The 17,500-nt window shown below is 58.8% G+C and carries 16 protein-coding genes, 4 tRNA genes and 1 riboswitch; of the genes, 15 read left to right on the top strand and 5 right to left on the bottom strand.

All coding sequences use genetic code 11. The features are described from left to right. The first annotated feature begins 61 nt into the window (after positions 1–61). From aruF to astE, 6 genes are all read left to right on the top strand, one after another. Entirely contained in the window at positions 62–1,081 is a 1,020-nt protein-coding gene (gene aruF, locus F2S13_RS07105) for an arginine/ornithine succinyltransferase subunit alpha (RefSeq protein WP_166359763.1), read from the top strand. 61 nt (positions 1,082–1,142) lie between these two features. After that, positions 1,143–2,168: an arginine N-succinyltransferase gene (astA, locus tag F2S13_RS07100; RefSeq protein ID WP_166359762.1), complete on the top strand. Its 1,026-nt coding sequence runs from the start codon at positions 1,143–1,145 to the stop codon at positions 2,166–2,168. After that, positions 2,165–3,631: a succinylglutamate-semialdehyde dehydrogenase gene (gene astD / locus F2S13_RS07095; RefSeq protein WP_166360167.1), complete on the top strand. Its 1,467-nt coding sequence runs from the start codon at positions 2,165–2,167 to the stop codon at positions 3,629–3,631. The genes astA and astD overlap by 4 nt, the downstream gene beginning before the upstream one ends. Before the next feature lie 24 nt (positions 3,632–3,655). After that, complete coding sequence (gene astB, locus F2S13_RS07090; protein ID WP_166359761.1) at positions 3,656–5,005, top strand: N-succinylarginine dihydrolase; 1,350 nt, start codon at positions 3,656–3,658, stop codon at positions 5,003–5,005. 13 nt (positions 5,006–5,018) lie between these two features. Further along, positions 5,019–5,300 carry a topoisomerase II gene (locus tag F2S13_RS07085; RefSeq protein WP_166359760.1) on the top strand — a complete coding sequence of 94 codons (282 nt, stop codon included), beginning with the start codon at positions 5,019–5,021 and terminating at the stop codon, positions 5,298–5,300. Between the two features lie 12 nt (positions 5,301–5,312). Next, entirely contained in the window at positions 5,313–6,320 is a 1,008-nt protein-coding gene (gene astE, locus F2S13_RS07080) for a succinylglutamate desuccinylase (RefSeq protein WP_166359759.1), read from the top strand. An 18-nt stretch (positions 6,321–6,338) separates the two neighbouring features. Here the strand turns inward: astE and F2S13_RS07075 are convergent, their stop codons facing one another. Both F2S13_RS07075 and F2S13_RS07070 read right to left on the bottom strand, forming a co-directional pair. Next, the gene (locus F2S13_RS07075) at positions 6,339–7,112 is read right to left on the bottom strand and encodes a type III secretion system effector protein (protein ID WP_166359758.1); all 774 of its coding nucleotides are present in this window, start codon (positions 7,110–7,112) and stop codon (positions 6,339–6,341) included. 267 nt (positions 7,113–7,379) lie between these two features. After that, positions 7,380–7,886, bottom strand: a complete 507-nt coding sequence (locus F2S13_RS07070) for a 6,7-dimethyl-8-ribityllumazine synthase (protein ID WP_166359757.1) — start codon at positions 7,884–7,886, stop codon at positions 7,380–7,382. Positions 7,887–8,003: 117 nt separating this feature from the next. Beyond that, positions 8,004–8,157: riboswitch (FMN riboswitch) on the bottom strand. A gap of 246 nt (positions 8,158–8,403) precedes the next feature. On the opposite strand from F2S13_RS07070, the gene alaS reads away from it, so the two are divergent. The 7 genes from alaS to mgtE all read left to right on the top strand — a co-directional run bounded on the left by alaS (position 8,404) and on the right by mgtE (position 15,087). Further along, positions 8,404–11,028, top strand: coding sequence for an alanine--tRNA ligase (alaS, locus tag F2S13_RS07065; protein WP_166359756.1), 2,625 nt, complete (start codon positions 8,404–8,406; stop codon positions 11,026–11,028). A 98-nt stretch (positions 11,029–11,126) separates the two neighbouring features. Further along, positions 11,127–12,362 (top strand): aspartate kinase, encoded by a 1,236-nt coding sequence (locus tag F2S13_RS07060; RefSeq protein ID WP_166359755.1) that lies wholly within the window; start codon positions 11,127–11,129, stop codon positions 12,360–12,362. 176 nt (positions 12,363–12,538) lie between these two features. Further along, positions 12,539–12,727, top strand: a complete 189-nt coding sequence (gene csrA, locus F2S13_RS07055) for a carbon storage regulator CsrA (RefSeq protein ID WP_166359754.1) — start codon at positions 12,539–12,541, stop codon at positions 12,725–12,727. A 72-nt stretch (positions 12,728–12,799) separates the two neighbouring features. Continuing rightward, positions 12,800–12,890 (top strand) — tRNA-Ser (locus F2S13_RS07050). Positions 12,891–12,997: 107 nt separating this feature from the next. Next, a tRNA-Arg gene (locus F2S13_RS07045) sits at positions 12,998–13,074 on the top strand. A 77-nt stretch (positions 13,075–13,151) separates the two neighbouring features. Further along, positions 13,152–13,228 (top strand) — tRNA-Arg (locus F2S13_RS07040). A gap of 416 nt (positions 13,229–13,644) precedes the next feature. Beyond that, the gene (gene mgtE / locus F2S13_RS07035; RefSeq protein ID WP_166359753.1) at positions 13,645–15,087 is read left to right on the top strand and encodes a magnesium transporter; all 1,443 of its coding nucleotides are present in this window, start codon (positions 13,645–13,647) and stop codon (positions 15,085–15,087) included. A 109-nt stretch (positions 15,088–15,196) separates the two neighbouring features. Here mgtE and F2S13_RS07030 read toward each other — a convergent pair whose 3' ends face one another. Further along, positions 15,197–15,523: an Arc family DNA-binding protein gene (locus tag F2S13_RS07030; protein WP_166359752.1), complete on the bottom strand. Its 327-nt coding sequence runs from the start codon at positions 15,521–15,523 to the stop codon at positions 15,197–15,199. Between the two features lie 375 nt (positions 15,524–15,898). Here F2S13_RS07030 and phnN point away from each other — a divergent pair, with 375 nt between their 5' ends. Then, complete coding sequence (gene phnN / locus F2S13_RS07025) at positions 15,899–16,528, top strand: phosphonate metabolism protein/1,5-bisphosphokinase (PRPP-forming) PhnN (RefSeq protein WP_166359751.1); 630 nt, start codon at positions 15,899–15,901, stop codon at positions 16,526–16,528. On the opposite strand, the gene F2S13_RS29690 is transcribed toward phnN, so the two are convergent. Continuing rightward, positions 16,469–16,654 (bottom strand): PA3371 family protein, encoded by a 186-nt coding sequence (locus F2S13_RS29690; RefSeq protein ID WP_343047360.1) that lies wholly within the window; start codon positions 16,652–16,654, stop codon positions 16,469–16,471. The genes phnN and F2S13_RS29690 overlap by 60 nt on opposite strands. Before the next feature lie 10 nt (positions 16,655–16,664). Next, entirely contained in the window at positions 16,665–16,898 is a 234-nt protein-coding gene (locus tag F2S13_RS07020) for a hypothetical protein (protein ID WP_166359750.1), read from the bottom strand. 360 nt (positions 16,899–17,258) lie between these two features. On the opposite strand from F2S13_RS07020, the gene F2S13_RS07015 reads away from it, so the two are divergent. Then, positions 17,259–17,335: transfer RNA gene (locus tag F2S13_RS07015), tRNA-Arg, on the top strand. Positions 17,336–17,500: the final 165 nt, after the last annotated feature.

Below are 17,500 nucleotides of genomic sequence, written 5' to 3'. Positions count from 1 at the left end.
GATCCCCTGTTCCCTTGTGTCGGCGGATGCCGACCTGTTTTCCTAGAAAAGGAGTGACACCATGCTGGTGATGCGCCCCGCGCAAATGGCTGATTTGGGCGAAGTACAGCGTCTGGCTGCGGACAGCCCGATTGGTGTCACCTCCTTGCCTGACGACGCCGGTCGCTTGAGCGACAAGATTGCCGCGTCCGAAGCCTCTTTCGCCGCCGAAGTCAGCTTCAACGGTGAGGAGAGCTATTTCTTCGTGCTCGAGGACAGCACCAACGGTCGCCTGGTCGGCTGTTCGGCGATCGTCGCCTCGGCAGGCTATTCCGAGCCATTCTACAGCTTTCGCAACGAGACCTTCGTGCACGCTTCGCGTGAGTTGAAGATCCATAACAAGATTCACGTGCTGTCGCAGTGCCATGACCTGACCGGTAACAGCCTGCTGACCAGTTTCTATGTGGTGCCTGAGTTGGTCGGCACGTCCTGGACCGAGCTCAACTCCCGTGGCCGCCTGCTGTTCATGGCCAACCACCCGGAGCGCTTCGCCGATTCGGTGGTGACCGAGATCGTCGGCTACAGCGACGAGAATGGCGACTCCCCCTTCTGGGACGCAATCGGCCGCAACTTCTTCGACCTCAACTACGCCGAGGCCGAGCGCCTGTGTGGCCTCAAGAGCCGGACCTTCCTGGCCGAGCTGATGCCGCATTACCCTATCTACGTGCCGCTGCTGCCCGACGCCGCCCAGGAGGCGATGGGCCAGGTGCATCCACGTGCGCAGGTGACGTTCGACATCCTGATGCGCGAAGGTTTCGAGACTGACCACTACATCGACATCTTCGACGGTGGCCCGACGCTGCATGCGCGGGTGTCGGGGATTCGCTCCATTGCCCAGAGCCGGGTGGTGCCGGTGAAGATCGATGAAACGGTGGTCAAGGGCGGGCGGTTGTATCTGGTCGCCAACGGTCAATTGCAGGATTACCGCGCGGTGCTGCTCGAACTCGATTGGGTGCCGGGCAAGCCGGTCAACCTCAATCTTGAGGCAGCCGAGGCCCTGGGCGTCGGCGAAGGTGCCAGCGTGCGCCTGGTCGCGGTTTGATTCCTGGCATTCACAGGTCGAGTTCTGCGGGCGTCCAAGGGCGCCTGCTTGAGGAGAAAGCATGATCGTTCGTCCCGTACGCAGCAGCGATTTACCCGCGCTGATTGAGCTGGCGCGCAGCACCGGCACCGGCCTGACCACCTTGCCGGCCAACGAAGAGCGCCTGTCGCATCGCGTCGGCTGGGCCGAAAAGACCTTCCGCGGCGAGGCCGAGCGCGCCGATGCCGACTATTTGTTCGTCCTCGAGGATGACGACGGTCAGGTTGTCGGTATCTCTGCTGTCGCCGGCGCCGTGGGGCTGCGTGAGCCCTGGTACAACTACCGGGTCGGCTTGACCGTGAGTGCCTCCCAGGAGCTGAACATCTACCGCGAGATCCCGACCCTGTTCCTGGCCAATGACCTCACCGGCAACTCGGAGCTCTGCTCGCTGTTCCTGCGCAGCGATGCCCGTACCGGCCTCAATGGTCGTCTGTTGTCCAAGGCGCGCATGCTGTTCATCGCCGAATTCCCGGAACTGTTCGGCAACAAGATCATCGCCGAAATGCGTGGCATGTCCGATACCAATGGCCGTTCGCCGTTCTGGGAGAGCCTGGGCCGGCACTTCTTCAAGATGGAATTCAGCCAGGCCGATTACCTGACGGGCGTGGGCAACAAGGCGTTCATCGCCGAACTGATGCCCAAATTCCCGCTGTACACCTGCTTCCTGTCACAAGCGGCGCGCGATGTGATCGGCCGGGTGCACACCGACACGGAACCTGCCCTGAACATGCTCAAGAGCGAAGGCTTCAGCTACCAGGGTTATGTCGATATTTTCGATGCCGGTCCTGCGGTGGAGTGCGAAACCAGCAAGATCCGCGCCGTGCACGACAGCCAGGCGCTGGTGCTGGCCGTCGGAACCCCGGGCGACGACGCCACGCCGTTCATCATCCACAACCGCAAGCGTGAGGACTGCCGCATCACCGCCGCACCTGCACGCCTGGCGGCCGGCACCCTGGTGGTCGATCCGAAGACGGCCAAGCGCCTGCGCCTGAGCGCCGGCGATCAGGTTCGCGCCGTGCAACTGTCCGCAGCCCGGGAGGCCAAATAATGAGTACGCATTACATCGCAGGTGCCTGGCAGGAAGGTCAGGGCGAGCCACTGGAGTCGCTCAACCCGGTGAGCCAGCAGGTGATCTGGAGTGGCAAGGGCGCCAATGCGGCGCAAGTCGACAGCGCCGTCAGCGCAGCGCGCCAGGCTTTTCCGGCCTGGGCCGTGCGTTCCCTCGATCAGCGCATTGCGATTCTCGAAGCCTTCGCTGCCAGCCTCAAGGCTCATGCCGATGAACTCGCGCATTGCATTGGCGAAGAGACCGGCAAGCCGCTGTGGGAATCGGCAACCGAAGTGACCAGCATGATCAACAAGGTCGCTATCTCGGTGCAAAGCTACCGTGAACGTACCGGTGAAAAGAGCGGTCCGCTGGCCGATGCCACGGCTGTCCTGCGCCACAAGCCCCACGGCGTGGTCGCGGTGTTCGGGCCATACAACTTCCCGGGCCATCTGCCCAATGGTCATATTGTGCCGGCCTTGCTGGCCGGTAACAGCGTGGTGTTCAAGCCCAGCGAGCTGACGCCGAAAGTCGCCGAGCTGACAGTCAAATGCTGGATCGAAGCCGGGCTGCCGGCAGGCGTATTGAACCTGGTGCAAGGCGCGCGGGAAACCGGCATCGCCCTGGCGGCCAACCCGGGTATCGACGGGCTGTTCTTCACCGGCTCCAGCCGCACCGGCAACCTTCTGCATCAACAGTTCGCCGGTCGCCCGGACAAGATCCTGGCGCTGGAGATGGGTGGCAACAACCCGTTGGTGGTCGATCGGGTCGCTGACCTGGACGCTGCCGTCTACACCATAGTGCAGTCGGCCTTCATTTCGGCTGGGCAGCGCTGCACCTGCGCACGCCGCCTGCTGGTGCCGCAAGGCGCCTGGGGCGACTCGCTGCTGGCGCGCCTGGTGGAGGTATGCAAAACCATTCAGGTCGGCGCATTCGACCAGCAACCGGCACCTTTCATGGGCTCGGTGATCTCCCTGGCCGCGGCCAAGGCCCTGCTCGATGCCCAGGCGCAAATGCTTGCCAAGGGCGGCGTCAGCCTGCTGGAGATGACTCAACCACAATCTCAGGCGGCGTTGCTGACGCCTGGCATCGTCGACGTGACGGCTGTTGCTGAACGTTCCGATGAAGAGTTGTTCGGCCCAATGCTGCAAGTGATTCGCTACGTCGATTTCGATGCAGCCATCGCCGAAGCCAATGACACCCAATACGGCCTCGCCGCCGGGTTGCTGTCCGATTCCAATGCGCGCTACCAGCAATTCTGGCTGCAAAGCCGCGCCGGCATCGTCAACTGGAACAAGCAACTGACAGGTGCGGCCAGCAGCGCGCCATTCGGCGGCGTCGGCGCCAGCGGCAACCACCGTGCCAGTGCCTATTACGCTGCCGATTATTGCGCCTACCCGGTCGCTTCGCTGGAAACTGCCAGCGTAAGCCTGCCTGCAACCCTGACCCCGGGTCTAACCCTATAACAACAGGTCCACGGAGCCTCGCCGATGAAATCGTTTGAAGTGAACTTTGATGGCCTGGTAGGCCCGACCCATAACTACGGTGGGTTGTCCTTCGGTAACGTTGCCTCGCAGAGTAACAGCCAGCAGGCATCCAACCCGCGTGAAGCGGCGCGTCAGGGCCTGGCGAAAATGAAGGCGCTGATGGAAATGGGTTTTCAGCAAGGCGTGCTGGCCCCCCAGGAGCGTCCTGATGTAGCGGCCTTGCGTCGGCTGGGTTTCGCCGGCACCGATGCCCAGGTCATCGAGCAGGCGGCCAAGCAGGCAATGCCTTTGCTGGTCGCCAGCTGCTCGGCATCGAGCATGTGGGTAGCCAATGCCGCCACCGTCAGCCCGAGTGCCGACACCGCTGACGGGCGGGTGCATTTCACCGCAGCCAACCTCAATTGCAAGTACCACCGCAGCATCGAGCACCCGACCACCAGTCGCGTGCTGGGGGCCATGTTTGCCGATCAAAAGCACTTCGCTCACCATGCCGCATTGCCAGCGGTGGCGCAGTTCGGTGACGAGGGCGCGGCCAACCACACGCGTTTCTGCCGTCAATACGGTGAAGCGGGCGTCGAGTTCTTCGTCTACGGGCGCAGCGCTTTCGACAGCCGTTACCCGGCGCCGCAGAAGTACCCGGCCCGGCAAACCCTGGAAGCCTCCCAGGCGGTTGCCCGGCTGCACGGCTTGAGCGAAGAGGGCGTGGTTTACGCGCAACAGAACCCGGCTGTCATCGATCAGGGCGTATTCCATAACGACGTGATCGCAGTCGGTAATGGTGAGGTGTTGTTCTATCACGAGGACGCCTTTCTCGAAACCGAAGCCATGCTCGCCGAACTGCAGGCTAAACTGGCTAAACGCGGTGGCAAGTTTCAGGCGATTTGCGTGCCCAGGGCTGAAGTGACAGTCGAGGACGCCGTACGCTCTTACCTGTTCAACAGCCAGCTGCTCTCGCGCGGCGACGGCAAGATGCTGTTGATCGTGCCAGAGGAGTGCCGTGGCAACGAGCGGGTCTGGAACTATCTGCAGCGCTTGACCGGCCAGAATGGCGCGGTTGCCGAGGTCAAGGTCTTTGATCTGAAGCAGAGCATGCAGAACGGTGGTGGCCCGGCTTGCCTGCGTTTGCGCGTGGCACTCAATGAAACGGAACTGGCGGCGGTCAATCCAGGGGTTATCATGACGGCGCCGTTGTACGACACACTGACCCAGTGGGTCGACAAGCACTACCGCGATCGCCTGGCCGAAGCCGACCTGGCCGACCCGCAGTTGCTGCTTGAGTGCCGCACGGCATTGGATGAACTGACCCAGATCCTTAAACTGGGTTCGGTGTATCCATTCCAACTCCAACCTTGAAAGAGAATTCGACATGTCCGACGCCCTGCAGCTGATCCTTGAAGACACCGACGGCACTCAGCTGGAAACCTCCTGCACGCGCTTTGCCGTGGTCTGGCAAGGCAAGGAAGTGTGGATCCAGCAGGATGGCCGCGGCCAGCTGCTGATCGGCGTCGACGTCGAAGAAGACGACGCCGAGTACGCCAACCTGCTGCTGCGCCCGTTGGCGACTAATCTTGTAAGTCTGCAACTGGAAATGGAGCCGGCCGACGCAGGTGACGATGACCACGTCCACGGTCCTGACTGCAAACACTAAGGAAAAACGCCTATGCTCGCCCTCGGCAAGCTGCTCGAACTGACCCTCGCCGGTCGCGAACCGGCGGAGAAGACTCAGCTGACAGTCGAAGGCGTGCGTATGCGCTGGCTCGGCGAGGGTGCACTGGAAGTGCGTCCGCCCGACGCTCGGGATACCGGCATGGACTTGCTCTTGTCGGCCGGTATACATGGCAATGAAACAGCGCCCATCGAACTGCTCGATGAGCTGCTGCACGGCATCGCCCGTGGTGAAATCAAACCGTGCGTGCGCATTCTGTTTCTGTTCGGCAACCCTGAAGCCATCCGCAAAGGCGAGCGCTACATCGAGCAGGACGTCAACCGGCTTTTCAACGGTCGCCACGAGCTCTCCAGCGGCACCGAGGCGCTACGGGCCTGTGAGCTTGAGCGTCTGGCCGCCACTTTTTTCAGCATGCCTGGCCGAACCCGCCTGCATTACGACCTGCACACCGCGATTCGCGGATCCAAGATCGAGCAATTCGCCCTTTATCCGTACAAGGAAGGCCGCAAACATTCGCGCACCGAACTGGCGCGGATACATGCTGCCGGGATGGATGCGGTCCTGCTGCAAAGCAAGACGTCCATCACCTTTACCGCCTACACCTATGAACAGCTCGATGCCGAGGCCTTTACCCTGGAACTGGGCAAGGCGCGTCCATTCGGGCAAAACCAGCAGGTCAATCTCACCCGTCTCGAGGCTGGCTTGAAGCACATCATCGAAGGCACCGAGCCGCCCTTGGACAGCACGGCACTCGATGGCTTGCAGGTATTCAGCGTGGCTCGGGAAATCATCAAGCACAGCGATGCCTTTCGCCTGCACCTGCCGGCGGATATCGAGAACTTCGCGGAATTGTCCAAGGGTTATCTGCTGGCTGAAGATCTGGCCGATACGCGTTGGACCGTGGAGGAAGAGGGGGCCCGCATCATTTTTCCCAACCCGAAGGTCAAGAATGGTCTGCGGGCGGGGATTTTGATCGTGCCGGCCGATGCTGCAAAGTTGTAATTGTTGCTGGGGCTATCGTCAGGGAGCAAGCCAGCCTGGGAGCACTGCATCGGTAATCAGGCCGTAAGCACGGTACAAGGCTTTGAACAGTGCGGTATCGATATCGGAATTGTTGTCGTAGGGGTTGTACAGGATTACGACACCGCTGGTGAGGTCGGTGCCGCTTGCCCACGGCCCGAACACCGATTCGGTGCCGACGTATAGCTCCACGATGGTGAGTGGGTCGTCCTGTTCATCGAGGGTCACGCGCACTTCATCCAAAAGCCTTTTCAGTGCAGGCGATGCCTCCAATAATTCCAGCTGTTCGAGCACTCGCCGCTGAAACTGTGGTGTGCCATGAATCTGCAGGTTTCTGCTACCTGTATCGATTGTGCCTTTGGTTTTTCTTGCACCAGTATCTACGCGAAGCGGCCAGGAAAAGTTCTCTGCGGCGTTGTACTGCTCGACGTCTTCGGTGATTTGCAACGTTAGTCTCTGCTGGGGATTATCCGGCGTCAGCAGAAAGGTTCGCCCATTTACCTCGACCTGCAATGTGTCGCCCGGATTGCTCAGCTGAACCTTTGCAGACCTGGACCAGAAGACGATTTCGTCGCTGGTGCCTGCTTCCTCCCAGTCATTTTGCGCCTCGTGGATGAGGCGCTCGATGCACACTTCTTCATCCTTGTAGAGCGGGTAGCGATAGCGTGTGACGCGGAACAGTGCGGTGCCTTCATCGAGCTCTTCGGGTATCGCTTGTGGCGTTCTGAGGCGTCCGTCGATCTGGATAGGCAAAGTGTTACATGGGGTATTCATGGTATTTCCTCGCGGATGGGGGGTGGGCGACCAGATTAGGTGCCTGGCAAACAGCGCGAGGAGTACATATATATCTACACGCCCGAGCGGATTGCTCGGGTGTGCTTTTTGGTGGGATTGGATTTTTGCTGATTGTTGCTGACTGGGCGGTGCTCTCGTTCCCACGCTCTGCGTGGGAATGCCTCTCCAGACGCTCTGCGTCGCTCGACGCTGGAGCGTCTGGAACTGCATTCCCGCCCGGAGCGTGGGAATGAGGGGGTAGGGGTTTTACACCGCCATCTTCTGCTGCGGCTGCAAACGACGCAGTGCACGCACTTTCTGCAGCGTATCGGCACAGGTCTTCGCCGCTTCCGCACCCTTGTGCACGAAGTGCTCGAAGAAGTATTTGTGATGTTCCTCGCCGGCATGGAAGTGGTGCGGCGTCAGTACGACCGAGAACACTGGCACTTCGGTCTCCAGCTGGACCTGCATCAAGCCGCTGATCACAGTCTGGGCGACGAACTCGTGGCGGTAAATGCCGCCGTCCACGACCAGGCCCGCCGCGACGATGCCCGCATAGCGGCCAGTCTTCGCCAGCAGTTTGGCATGCAGTGGAATTTCAAAGGCTCCGCCGACCTCAAAAAAATCGATATCGCTCTGCTGATAGCCCAGTTTGACCATCTCATCGACGAAGCCGTTACGGCTCTGATCGACAATATCCTTGTGCCAGCAGGCCTGGATAAAGGCGATGCGCTCGTTCGGGTGGCTTTTGCTGTCGATTGCTGTGGGTTGCATCTACGTTGACTCCTGTTTATGTATAAAACAGGGCATGTGGATCGAATGGGATTCAAGGGTGCGTATTGCGGCGCAAACCTTGAGCGACTTGCTGCGGGCATGGCCCTTGGGCGTCAATCCCGTTCTCTCTTCATCCGGACTATGACCGTCGGCCCCGGAATCACACCGGGTCTGCTGACCTTGTGGGGCTTGCCCCGCAAGCGCTCGCGGGCTATGCGCGTTGCGCGCAATTACCGCCGGTGGGGAATTGCACCCCGCCCTGAGAACGTTGCCGCCAAGTGATGGCAGCGCAGCGTTTTTACCATAGATTTCATCAATGTGAATAGGTCGCTAACGAAATTGCCTCGAATGCATGCCATTTCATCAGGCCGCACTTGATAAAACTGCGCGCATAACCTCCAAATGGCGGTTTGCAACGTATAAACACACTGTACCGCGGCCGCAGGCCCGATATAATGCGGCCCTTTGCCGTCGTTTCGTCAATTTGACGCAGGCCGTCGTCTCCGTGGAAGAACTTATGAAAAGCGCAGAAATCCGAGAAGCCTTCCTTCGCTTCTTCGAAGAGCAAGGCCACACCCGTGTCGCCTCCAGCTCTTTGATTCCGGGCAATGACCCAACCCTGCTGTTTACCAACGCCGGGATGAACCAGTTCAAGGATTGCTTCCTGGGCCAGGAAAAGCGTTCCTACACCCGCGCCGTGAGCAGCCAGAAGTGCGTGCGCGCCGGTGGTAAACACAACGACCTGGAAAACGTCGGCTACACCGCGCGTCACCACACCTTCTTCGAAATGCTGGGCAACTTCAGCTTCGGCGACTATTTCAAGCGTGATGCCATCACCTACGCCTGGACCTTCCTGACCTCGGACAAGTGGCTGAACCTGCCCAAGGAAAAGCTCTGGGTAACGGTCTACGCCAGCGATGACGAGGCTTACGATATCTGGACCAAGGAAGTCGGTGTTCCGGCCGAGCGCATGGTCCGTATCGGCGACAACAAAGGCGCGCCTTACGCCTCCGACAACTTCTGGACCATGGGCGATACCGGCCCATGCGGCCCATGCACCGAGATTTTCTACGATCACGGCGCCGACATCTGGGGCGGCCCACCTGGCTCGCCGGAAGAAGACGGTGATCGTTACATCGAAATCTGGAACAACGTGTTCATGCAGTTCAACCGCACCGCCGATGGCGTGTTGCATCCGTTGCCAGCGCCGTCGGTGGATACCGGCATGGGCCTGGAGCGGATCAGCGCGGTGCTGCAGCACGTGCATTCCAACTATGAGATCGACCTGTTCCAGAGCCTGCTGGCCGCCTCGGCCAAGGCCATCGGTTGCACCAACGATGCCCAGGCCTCGCTCAAGGTGGTTGCCGACCATATCCGTTCCTGCGGCTTCCTGATTGCCGATGGCGTACTGCCGTCCAACGAAGGTCGTGGCTATGTGCTGCGTCGGATCATCCGTCGCGCCTGCCGCCACGGTAACAAGCTGGGCGCCAAGGGCAGCTTCTTCTACCAGATCGTCGCTGCGCTGGTTGCCGAGATGGGCGAAGCATTCCCTGAATTGAAATCGCAGCAGGCGCATATCGAACGTGTGTTGAAGGCTGAAGAAGAGCAGTTCGCCAAGACCCTGGAGCAGGGCCTGAAGATCCTCGAGCAGGACCTGGCCGAACTCAAGGGCAACGTCATACCGGGAGAAGTGGTGTTCAAGTTGTACGACACCTACGGCTTCCCCATGGACCTCACCGGCGATATCGCCCGTGAACACGAGCTGACCCTCGACGAAGCCGGCTTCGAGCGTGAAATGCAGGCTCAGCGCGAGCGTGCCCGTTCGGCCAGTGCTTTCGGTCTGGACTACAACAGCCTGGTCAAGGTCGATGAGGCCACGCGCTTCACCGGTTACGTAGCCACTGCTGGCAGTGCCAAGGTTGTTGCTCTCTATAAAGAGGGGCAGGCCGTCGAGCAGCTGAACGAAGGCGAAGAGGGCGTGGTCATTCTCGACCAGACGCCATTCTATGCCGAGTCCGGTGGCCAGGTCGGTGATACCGGTTACCTGCAAGCCGGTGCGGTACGTTTCGACGTGCTTGATACCACCAAGACCGGCGGCGCTTTCCTGCATCACGGTGTTGTCGATACCGGTAGCCTGAGTGTCGGCGTTCAAGTGCAGGCCCAGGTCGACGCGGAGGTCCAGCACGCCACTTCGTTGAACCACTCGGCCACCCACTTGCTGCACGCTGCATTGCGTCAGGTACTGGGCGAGCACGTTCAGCAGAAGGGCTCGCTGGTCGACAGCCAACGCCTGCGTTTCGACTTCAGCCACTTCGAAGCCATCAAGCCTGAGCAGATCAAGGCGCTGGAAGACATCGTCAACGCCGAGGTGCGCAAGAACACTGAAGTGGAAACCGAAGAAACCGACATCGAGACCGCCAAGCGCAAGGGCGCAATGGCGCTGTTCGGCGAAAAATACGGCGACAGCGTTCGCGTGCTGAGCATGGGTGGTGACTTCTCCGTCGAGCTGTGTGGTGGTATCCACGTCGATCGCACCGGTGATATCGGCGTGTTCAAGATCATCAGCGAAGGTGGCATCGCTTCTGGCGTACGCCGTATCGAAGCGGTCACCGGTGCAGCAGCGCTGGCTTACCTGAACGCAGCTGAAGATCAGCTCAAGGAAGCCGCGCAACTGGTCAAGGGCAGCCGCGACAACCTGATCGACAAACTGTCGGCTGTGCTCGAGCGTAATCGCCAACTGGAGAAGCAGCTCGAGCAATTGCAGGCCAAGGCTGCCAGCGCGGCGGGTGACGACTTGTCGGCTTCGGCAGTCGACGTCAAGGGCGTGAAAGTCCTGGCGGCACGTCTCGATGGCATGGACGGCAAGGCACTGCTGGCGCTGGTCGACCAATTGAAGAACAAGCTGGGGGAGGGCGTGATCCTGCTCGGTGGCGTTCACGAAGAGAAGGTCGTGCTGGTTGCCGGCGTGACCAAGGATCTGACCGCCAGGCTCAAGGCTGGCGATCTGATGAAACAGGCAGCTGCGGCTGTTGGTGGTAAAGGTGGTGGACGTCCTGACATGGCGCAGGGCGGCGGTGTCGATGCGAGTGCGCTGGATGCAGCGCTGGCCTTGACCGTGCCGTTCGTCGAGCAGGGCATCTGATTCACCCACCGAGGCCCGTTGTCTAGTAACGGGCCTTGGCGTTTTTGCATGAGTTGATTGTTTAATGGGCGCCCTTCACGGGCTGAGGCGGCTTTGAAATGGCTTTGATCGTACAGAAATTTGGAGGCACCTCCGTTGGCACCGTCGAGCGAATCGAGCAGGTAGCCGACAAGGTTAAAAAATTCCGAGAAGCCGGCGATGACCTGGTGGTTGTGCTGTCAGCCATGAGCGGCGAAACCAATCGCCTGATCGACCTGGCCAAACAGGTCAGTGACCAGCCGGTGCCGCGCGAGCTTGATGTCATTGTTTCCACCGGTGAGCAGGTGACCATTGCACTGCTGGCCATGGCGCTGATCAAGCGCGGCGTACCGGCGGTGTCCTACACCGGCAACCAGGTGCGGATCCTGACGGACAGCGCGCACAACAAGGCTCGGATTCTGCAGATCGACGACCAGAAGATTCGCGCCGACCTCAAGGCCGGTCGTGTCGTGGTCGTGGCTGGCTTCCAGGGTGTCGACGAGCACGGCAACATCACCACCCTGGGTCGCGGTGGCTCCGATACCACCGGTGTAGCGCTGGCCGCTGCACTCAAGGCTGATGAATGCCAGATCTATACCGATGTCGACGGTGTCTACACCACTGACCCTCGCGTCGTTTCGCAAGCTCAACGCCTGGACAAGATCACCTTCGAAGAGATGCTGGAAATGGCCAGCCTCGGTTCCAAGGTGCTGCAGATCCGCGCGGTCGAGTTCGCCGGCAAATACAACGTCCCGCTGCGCGTATTGCACAGCTTCCAGGAGGGTCCGGGCACCCTCATTACCATTGATGAAGAGGAATCCATGGAACAGCCGATCATTTCCGGCATCGCTTTTAACCGCGATGAAGCCAAGCTGACCATCCGTGGCGTGCCAGACACCCCCGGCGTGGCCTTCAAGATCCTCGGCCCGATCAGTGCCGCGAACATCGAAGTCGACATGATCGTGCAGAACGTCTCGCACGATAACACCACTGACTTCACCTTCACCGTGCACCGCAATGACTACACGGCCGCTCAAGCGGTCCTGGAAAACACGGCGCGCGAAATCGGTGCCCGTGAAGTCGTTGGCGACACCAAGATCGCCAAGGTCTCCATCGTCGGTGTCGGCATGCGCTCCCACGCTGGCGTTGCCAGCCGCATGTTCGAGGCGCTGGCCAAGGAAAGCATCAACATCCAGATGATCTCCACTTCGGAAATCAAAGTGTCGGTCGTCATCGAAGAGAAGTACCTGGAACTGGCCGTGCGCGCTCTGCACACCGCTTTCGACCTGGATGCTCCTTCCCGCCAGGGCGAGTAATCGCATTGGCTTCAGGGCGCGGTCTGACCGCGCCTTTTTCGTTTTTTTGGGCAGGGTGTTCTTTTGCGTACCCTGGTCAATACTTAGGCGTAAGCCTACGGCCTGTCCGGCTGTAGGCCGATGCCCTTTTTTTTGCAGACTGTTATCCCTGAACTCAATCCGGAAGGAGATAGGTAATGCTGATACTGACTCGTCGGTGCGCAGAAAGCCTGATTATTGGTGATGGAGAAATCACCGTGACCGTGCTTGGCGTCAAAGGCAATCAAGTGCGAATCGGTGTAAATGCCCCCAAAGAAGTGGCCGTACACCGTGAGGAAATCTACCTGCGCATCAAGAAAGAGAAGGACCAGGAACCAAGTAACTAATTTTTATCGATTTTTTTTCAAATTTTAGTTTGCAAACGGGGAAAAGGCTGGTTATTATACGCCCCGTGTTGCGGAGAGGTGGCCGAGTGGCCGAAGGCGCTCCCCTGCTAAGGGAGTACACCTCACAAGGGTGTCGGGGGTTCGAATCCCCCCTTCTCCGCCATTATTTTTGTAGGGCGTTGTAATCTAGCTTCTTCGTTAAGCTGTTGAAAATAAACGAAAAAGTGGTTGACAAAGAGATTTAACGAACTATAATGCGCGGCAACAAATGCACTCGTAGCTCAGCTGGATAGAGTACTCGGCTACGAACCGAGCGGTCACAGGTTCGAATCCTGTCGAGTGCACCATTTAAGAGGTTGTTTATCGTAAGGTAAGTAACTTCGGCTTCAACCAGTGGTGATCTGGTTTATCAAATACCAACCCTGCACTCGTAGCTCAGCTGGATAGAGTACTCGGCTACGAACCGAGCGGTCACAGGTTCGAATCCTGTCGAGTGCACCATACAACAGAAAGCCCGCATCCAATGCGGGCTTTTTGCTTTCTGCATTTTGGATTTTCCTGGCGTTCTGCGGGGACGATGAAAGATATGTCATCCGTCCCAAACCTTCCTGCTGCTACGCTTGTCTCATGACTGTGCTGAAATTTCTGACGCGCATGTGTGTTTTTTCTGCTGGCTCTGTCGTCGCACTGAAGTACTCGGAGAATCCCGGGATATGTGTTGCAAGCAATTGATCCAGCCAAGATTTTCAGCGCCCAGATACGCCAAGCGGTGTATCATTGCGCCCGTCAGCCCCGCCGGGGCTTTTGGAATACCTCCATGGACTTACCCAGTAGTTACTCAATAGCTCGTATCAACAATCAAGAACCGACTGATTGAACCTCCCGGCGTGCTCCGCTGCTGGGAGTGGAGTTCGCCTATGACTGAAATCGAAGTAAAGAAAGCGCAGGAAAGCCTGCAGGACCGCCTGGCTCAGGTGGTCGATCTGCTACAGCGTCAGCGCGTCGTCGAAGACCTGACACACCGCCAGGAAGGTCACCACCACGACCTGGTTGAAAACCTGGTTCACCGGCAGAACATCGTCGAGTTGCAACGCAAGCTCGATGACCTTCACTCTGCCGACGTTGCCTATATCCTCGAAGCCTTGCCCCTGGACGACCGTCTGACCGTCTGGCAACTGGTCAAGGCCGAGCGCGACGGCGACATCCTCCTCGAAGTATCCGACTCGGTCCGGGAAACCCTGATCGCCGACATGGACGATCACGAGATCCTGGCGGCAGCCAAGGAAATGGATGCCGACGAACTTGCCGACCTCGCCCCTGAGCTGCCCCGCGATGTCGTCCATGAACTCATGGAAACCCTTGACGCCCAGCAACGCGAGCGTGTGCGCTCGGCGCTGAGTTATGACGAGGAGCAGGTCGGTGCCTTGATGGACTTCGAGATGGTCACCATCCGCGAGGACGTCAGCCTCGAAGTCGTATTGCGCTACCTGCGCCGGCTCAAGGAGTTGCCCGGGCACACCGATAAACTCTTCGTGGTCGACTACGACGGCATCCTCAAGGGTGTTCTGCCCATCAAGCGCTTGCTGGTCAACGATCCGGAAAAGCAGGTGGCCGAGGTCATGGCCAACGACCCGGTCAGTTTCCACCCTGAAGAAGACGCCTACGACGCTGCTCAGGCGTTCGAGCGTTACGACTTGATCTCCGCCCCGGTAGTGGACAAGAACGACCGCCTGATCGGCCGTCTGACCATCGATGAGATGGTCGACCTGATTCGTGAGGAAAGCGAAAGCGAAGTACTCAGCATGGCCGGTCTGCGCGAAGAGGAAGATATCTTCGCCTCGGTCTGGCGCTCACTGCGCAACCGCTGGGCGTGGTTGGCAATCAATCTGATTACTGCCTTCGTCGCTTCGCGGGTAATCGGCCTGTTCGAAGGTTCCATCGAAAAGCTGGTGGCCCTGGCGGCGCTGATGCCGATCGTGGCGGGTATCGGCGGTAACTCGGGCAACCAGACCATCACCATGATCGTGCGGGCCATGGCGCTCGACCAGGTAAGCCCGGGCAACACGGCCAGGTTGATGCGCAAGGAGCTGGCGGTGGGGCTGGTCAATGGCCTGGTCTGGGGCGGTGTGATCGGGGTCGTCGCTTACATGCTGTATCACAGCTGGTCACTGGGCGTGGTCATGACCGCGGCGATGACGCTCAATCTGTTGCTGGCGGCATTGATGGGGGTACTTATCCCGATGACGCTGGTGCGCCTTGGCCGTGACCCGGCCATGGGCTCGAGTGTGATGATCACTGCGGTCACCGACAGCGGTGGCTTCTTCATCTTCCTGGGGTTGGCGACGATCTTCCTGTTGTAGAAACGGGTCTCCTCGTTCCCACGCGGAGCATGGGAACGAGGAGCAATAGAGATCGCAGCCAAAAAAAAAGCCAGCGCTAAGCTGGCTTTTTAGTTGAAGGCGTGAAGAATCAGGAGGCGTCAGCCGCCATTTCAACATCGTGTGCGATCAGGGCGACCAGCGCGTTCTGTTGGCGATGGGAGAGTTGGCGAAAGCGCTGAAGCAGTTCGCGCTCGTGCAAGGAAAGCTCGGGGCTATCCAGACGCATGTTCAGTTCGTCGCCCAAAGCGCCTTCCTGAATGAGGCTTTGCTCCAGGCGTGCGATGATCTCGGAGTTCATGCTGCGATGATGGTTGCGAGCGACCTCGGCAATGCGCTCACGCATTCCGTCGGGAAGACGTACGACGAATTTGTCAGCGGTACGGCTGGAATAAATTGCCTGTTTCATTGGGCGCATATAATTGACCGGTTTAGTTCAGGGGAAGCGGTTCTCGAAATTGGCCGCAAGATGAGGTTACGACCATCGTTACGACTAAATGTTCAACCTGAATTGTGAAAGAGGTGTTTATCATGCCTCAATGTTGCCGGTTCCTTGGCGTCAATTCTGTGACAAATATTGAACCGAATAAAGGCGATTTGCCAGCACCAATTATCAGAAATGTGCACTGGTTTGAAAAGTTATAACACCGTCACCCATTCGGAGCTGTCGCAGGGTTGATTCGAGAGGTGCCCTGACCCGTATGAGTGCTGTCAAACGCACGAAACGCGCGAGCTACCTTATGTTCAGCATAGTGTCTGACCGACACGCTGCAAGCGGGGAGGAGCCATCATTGTGCCAGGCAGTCTTGTTTATCTGATGGGGCCTTCGGGCTCCGGCAAGGACAGCGTAATAGCTGCTGCGCGTGATGCGTTGCAGCAGCGTAACGTGGCCATCGTGCGCAGGGTTATCACCCGTTCGGCCGAGGCCATGGGTGAGGATGCTATCGGGGTTTCCCCTGAACGGTTCGAGCAGATGTGCCAGCAAGGTGAGTTTGCCATGCACTGGAAAGCCAACGGGCTTGAATACGGAATTCCCGTGCAAATCGATAACTGGCTGGCCGAGGGGCGCCATGTGCTAGTCAACGGTTCGCGTGCCTACCTGGCGCAGGCAATGGAGCGTTATCCACAGCTGCTGCCCATCCTGTTGACCGTCGATAATTCGGCTCTGCGCCAGCGGCTATTGGCCCGGGGGCGCGAGAGCCTGGAAGACATCGAGCGCCGATTGGCCCGCAATCAGCATTTTGACGAGCAGGACGATGCCACCGCGCAAGGGGGGATGAGAATACGCCTGCTCGATAATTCCACTACATTGAGCCAGGCCGTCGAGCGGCTGATCGCCTTGCTCGAGGCCGAGGGGCTGCACTCAGCGCAGCAGCGGATTGAACTTGATCCGGCGGCCCCTGATCAGCGCCAGGATAAATAGCAGGACAAACGTCGCGCAGGCTGTCCCCAGAAAATCGCCCGCGGCCCCCGTAGCCAGGGGAGGGGTTATGGCCACTAGCAAACTGGTCAGGGCAAGTAGAAGAAACGCCAAAGCTGATTTCGACATAAGACCCCCTTCAAAAGATAAAGCGCTCGGTTTGCTCGGTGTACAGCGCTTTGGAAAAGATGTGCTGGTTGGTCGGTATTGGACGTTGAACAGGTGACGGATTCATGACCGCCAGCTGCGGTTTCACCAGGACCTGATGATGAGGATAGATCACGGCGATATCTTCGTCGTTGCCAGCCTGCAACTGAAAGGAAACCAGGGCAACCATCGCAAGAGCATTGAGAAGGCACAGGGCGCTGTTCATTGGGTGTTCTCCACAAGGTGAGGTAACCAAACCCATTTCGTAGAGTAGAGAGAGCAGTCCTCATGCCAAATGCGAAGTTCTGAAAAATACATGAAGATCAAATGGATGCGAGGCCACTGAACGAGGTGGCGATTGCAAACTGCAATGATGGCCTTCTGATGGATTGCAAAATGCACGATGGTTTTGACCCTCGCCTCGCAATGCACCTTGTGCAGGTGCTGCGAAGGGGGGAGGGTGAGGGGCTCCAGTGCCGATTGCGGCTACAGTTAAAAAGTCCATTGACGACATGACAAATGCGGGCCCGCTGGTTAACATGCTCGCCGTCCATCGCCGCGCGATACATTTGCGCGCACCTTCAGTGTCTCAGTAGCTCAATTGGATAGAGCATCCCCCTCCTAAGGGGAAGGTTGGCAGTTCGAACCTGCCCTGGGACACCATATTTTGTTGGCTTTTCGATCCTCTGCAAGATTCTTGATGCCGACCAAGGCCGCGGGGTGAGGGGGCGACAAGTTAAGCTTTTGAAGTCTAAAGAAAAAATTTCAAATATCTTGAAATAATCGCTTGACGGGTCAGATGGCATCTGTAGAATGCGCGCCTCGGTT

Source organism: Pseudomonas akapageensis (assembly GCF_011355085.1).
GTDB lineage: Bacteria > Pseudomonadota > Gammaproteobacteria > Pseudomonadales > Pseudomonadaceae > Aquipseudomonas > Aquipseudomonas akapageensis.
The sequence above is the reverse complement of the archived record's forward strand: the minus strand, read 5'-3'. Positions and strand labels throughout refer to the sequence as shown.

What these genes read in the sequence shown, in the direction of transcription:
- F2S13_RS07020 (WP_166359750.1), bottom strand. Translation starts at nt 16,898, where the DNA reads ATGAACAGCGCCCTGTGCCTTCTCAATGCTCTTGCGATGGTTGCCCTG.
- F2S13_RS07060 (WP_166359755.1), top strand. Translation starts at nt 11,127, where the DNA reads ATGGCTTTGATCGTACAGAAATTTGGAGGCACCTCCGTTGGCACCGTC.
- F2S13_RS07030 (WP_166359752.1), bottom strand. Translation starts at nt 15,523, where the DNA reads ATGCGCCCAATGAAACAGGCAATTTATTCCAGCCGTACCGCTGACAAA.
- csrA (WP_166359754.1), top strand. Translation starts at nt 12,539, where the DNA reads ATGCTGATACTGACTCGTCGGTGCGCAGAAAGCCTGATTATTGGTGAT.
- F2S13_RS07070 (WP_166359757.1), bottom strand. Translation starts at nt 7,886, where the DNA reads ATGCAACCCACAGCAATCGACAGCAAAAGCCACCCGAACGAGCGCATC.
- mgtE (WP_166359753.1), top strand. Translation starts at nt 13,645, where the DNA reads ATGACTGAAATCGAAGTAAAGAAAGCGCAGGAAAGCCTGCAGGACCGC.
- astB (WP_166359761.1), top strand. Translation starts at nt 3,656, where the DNA reads ATGAAATCGTTTGAAGTGAACTTTGATGGCCTGGTAGGCCCGACCCAT.
- F2S13_RS07075 (WP_166359758.1), bottom strand. Translation starts at nt 7,112, where the DNA reads ATGAATACCCCATGTAACACTTTGCCTATCCAGATCGACGGACGCCTC.
- astA (WP_166359762.1), top strand. Translation starts at nt 1,143, where the DNA reads ATGATCGTTCGTCCCGTACGCAGCAGCGATTTACCCGCGCTGATTGAG.
- aruF (WP_166359763.1), top strand. Translation starts at nt 62, where the DNA reads ATGCTGGTGATGCGCCCCGCGCAAATGGCTGATTTGGGCGAAGTACAG.
- F2S13_RS07085 (WP_166359760.1), top strand. Translation starts at nt 5,019, where the DNA reads ATGTCCGACGCCCTGCAGCTGATCCTTGAAGACACCGACGGCACTCAG.
- astE (WP_166359759.1), top strand. Translation starts at nt 5,313, where the DNA reads ATGCTCGCCCTCGGCAAGCTGCTCGAACTGACCCTCGCCGGTCGCGAA.
- F2S13_RS29690 (WP_343047360.1), bottom strand. Translation starts at nt 16,654, where the DNA reads ATGTCGAAATCAGCTTTGGCGTTTCTTCTACTTGCCCTGACCAGTTTG.
- alaS (WP_166359756.1), top strand. Translation starts at nt 8,404, where the DNA reads ATGAAAAGCGCAGAAATCCGAGAAGCCTTCCTTCGCTTCTTCGAAGAG.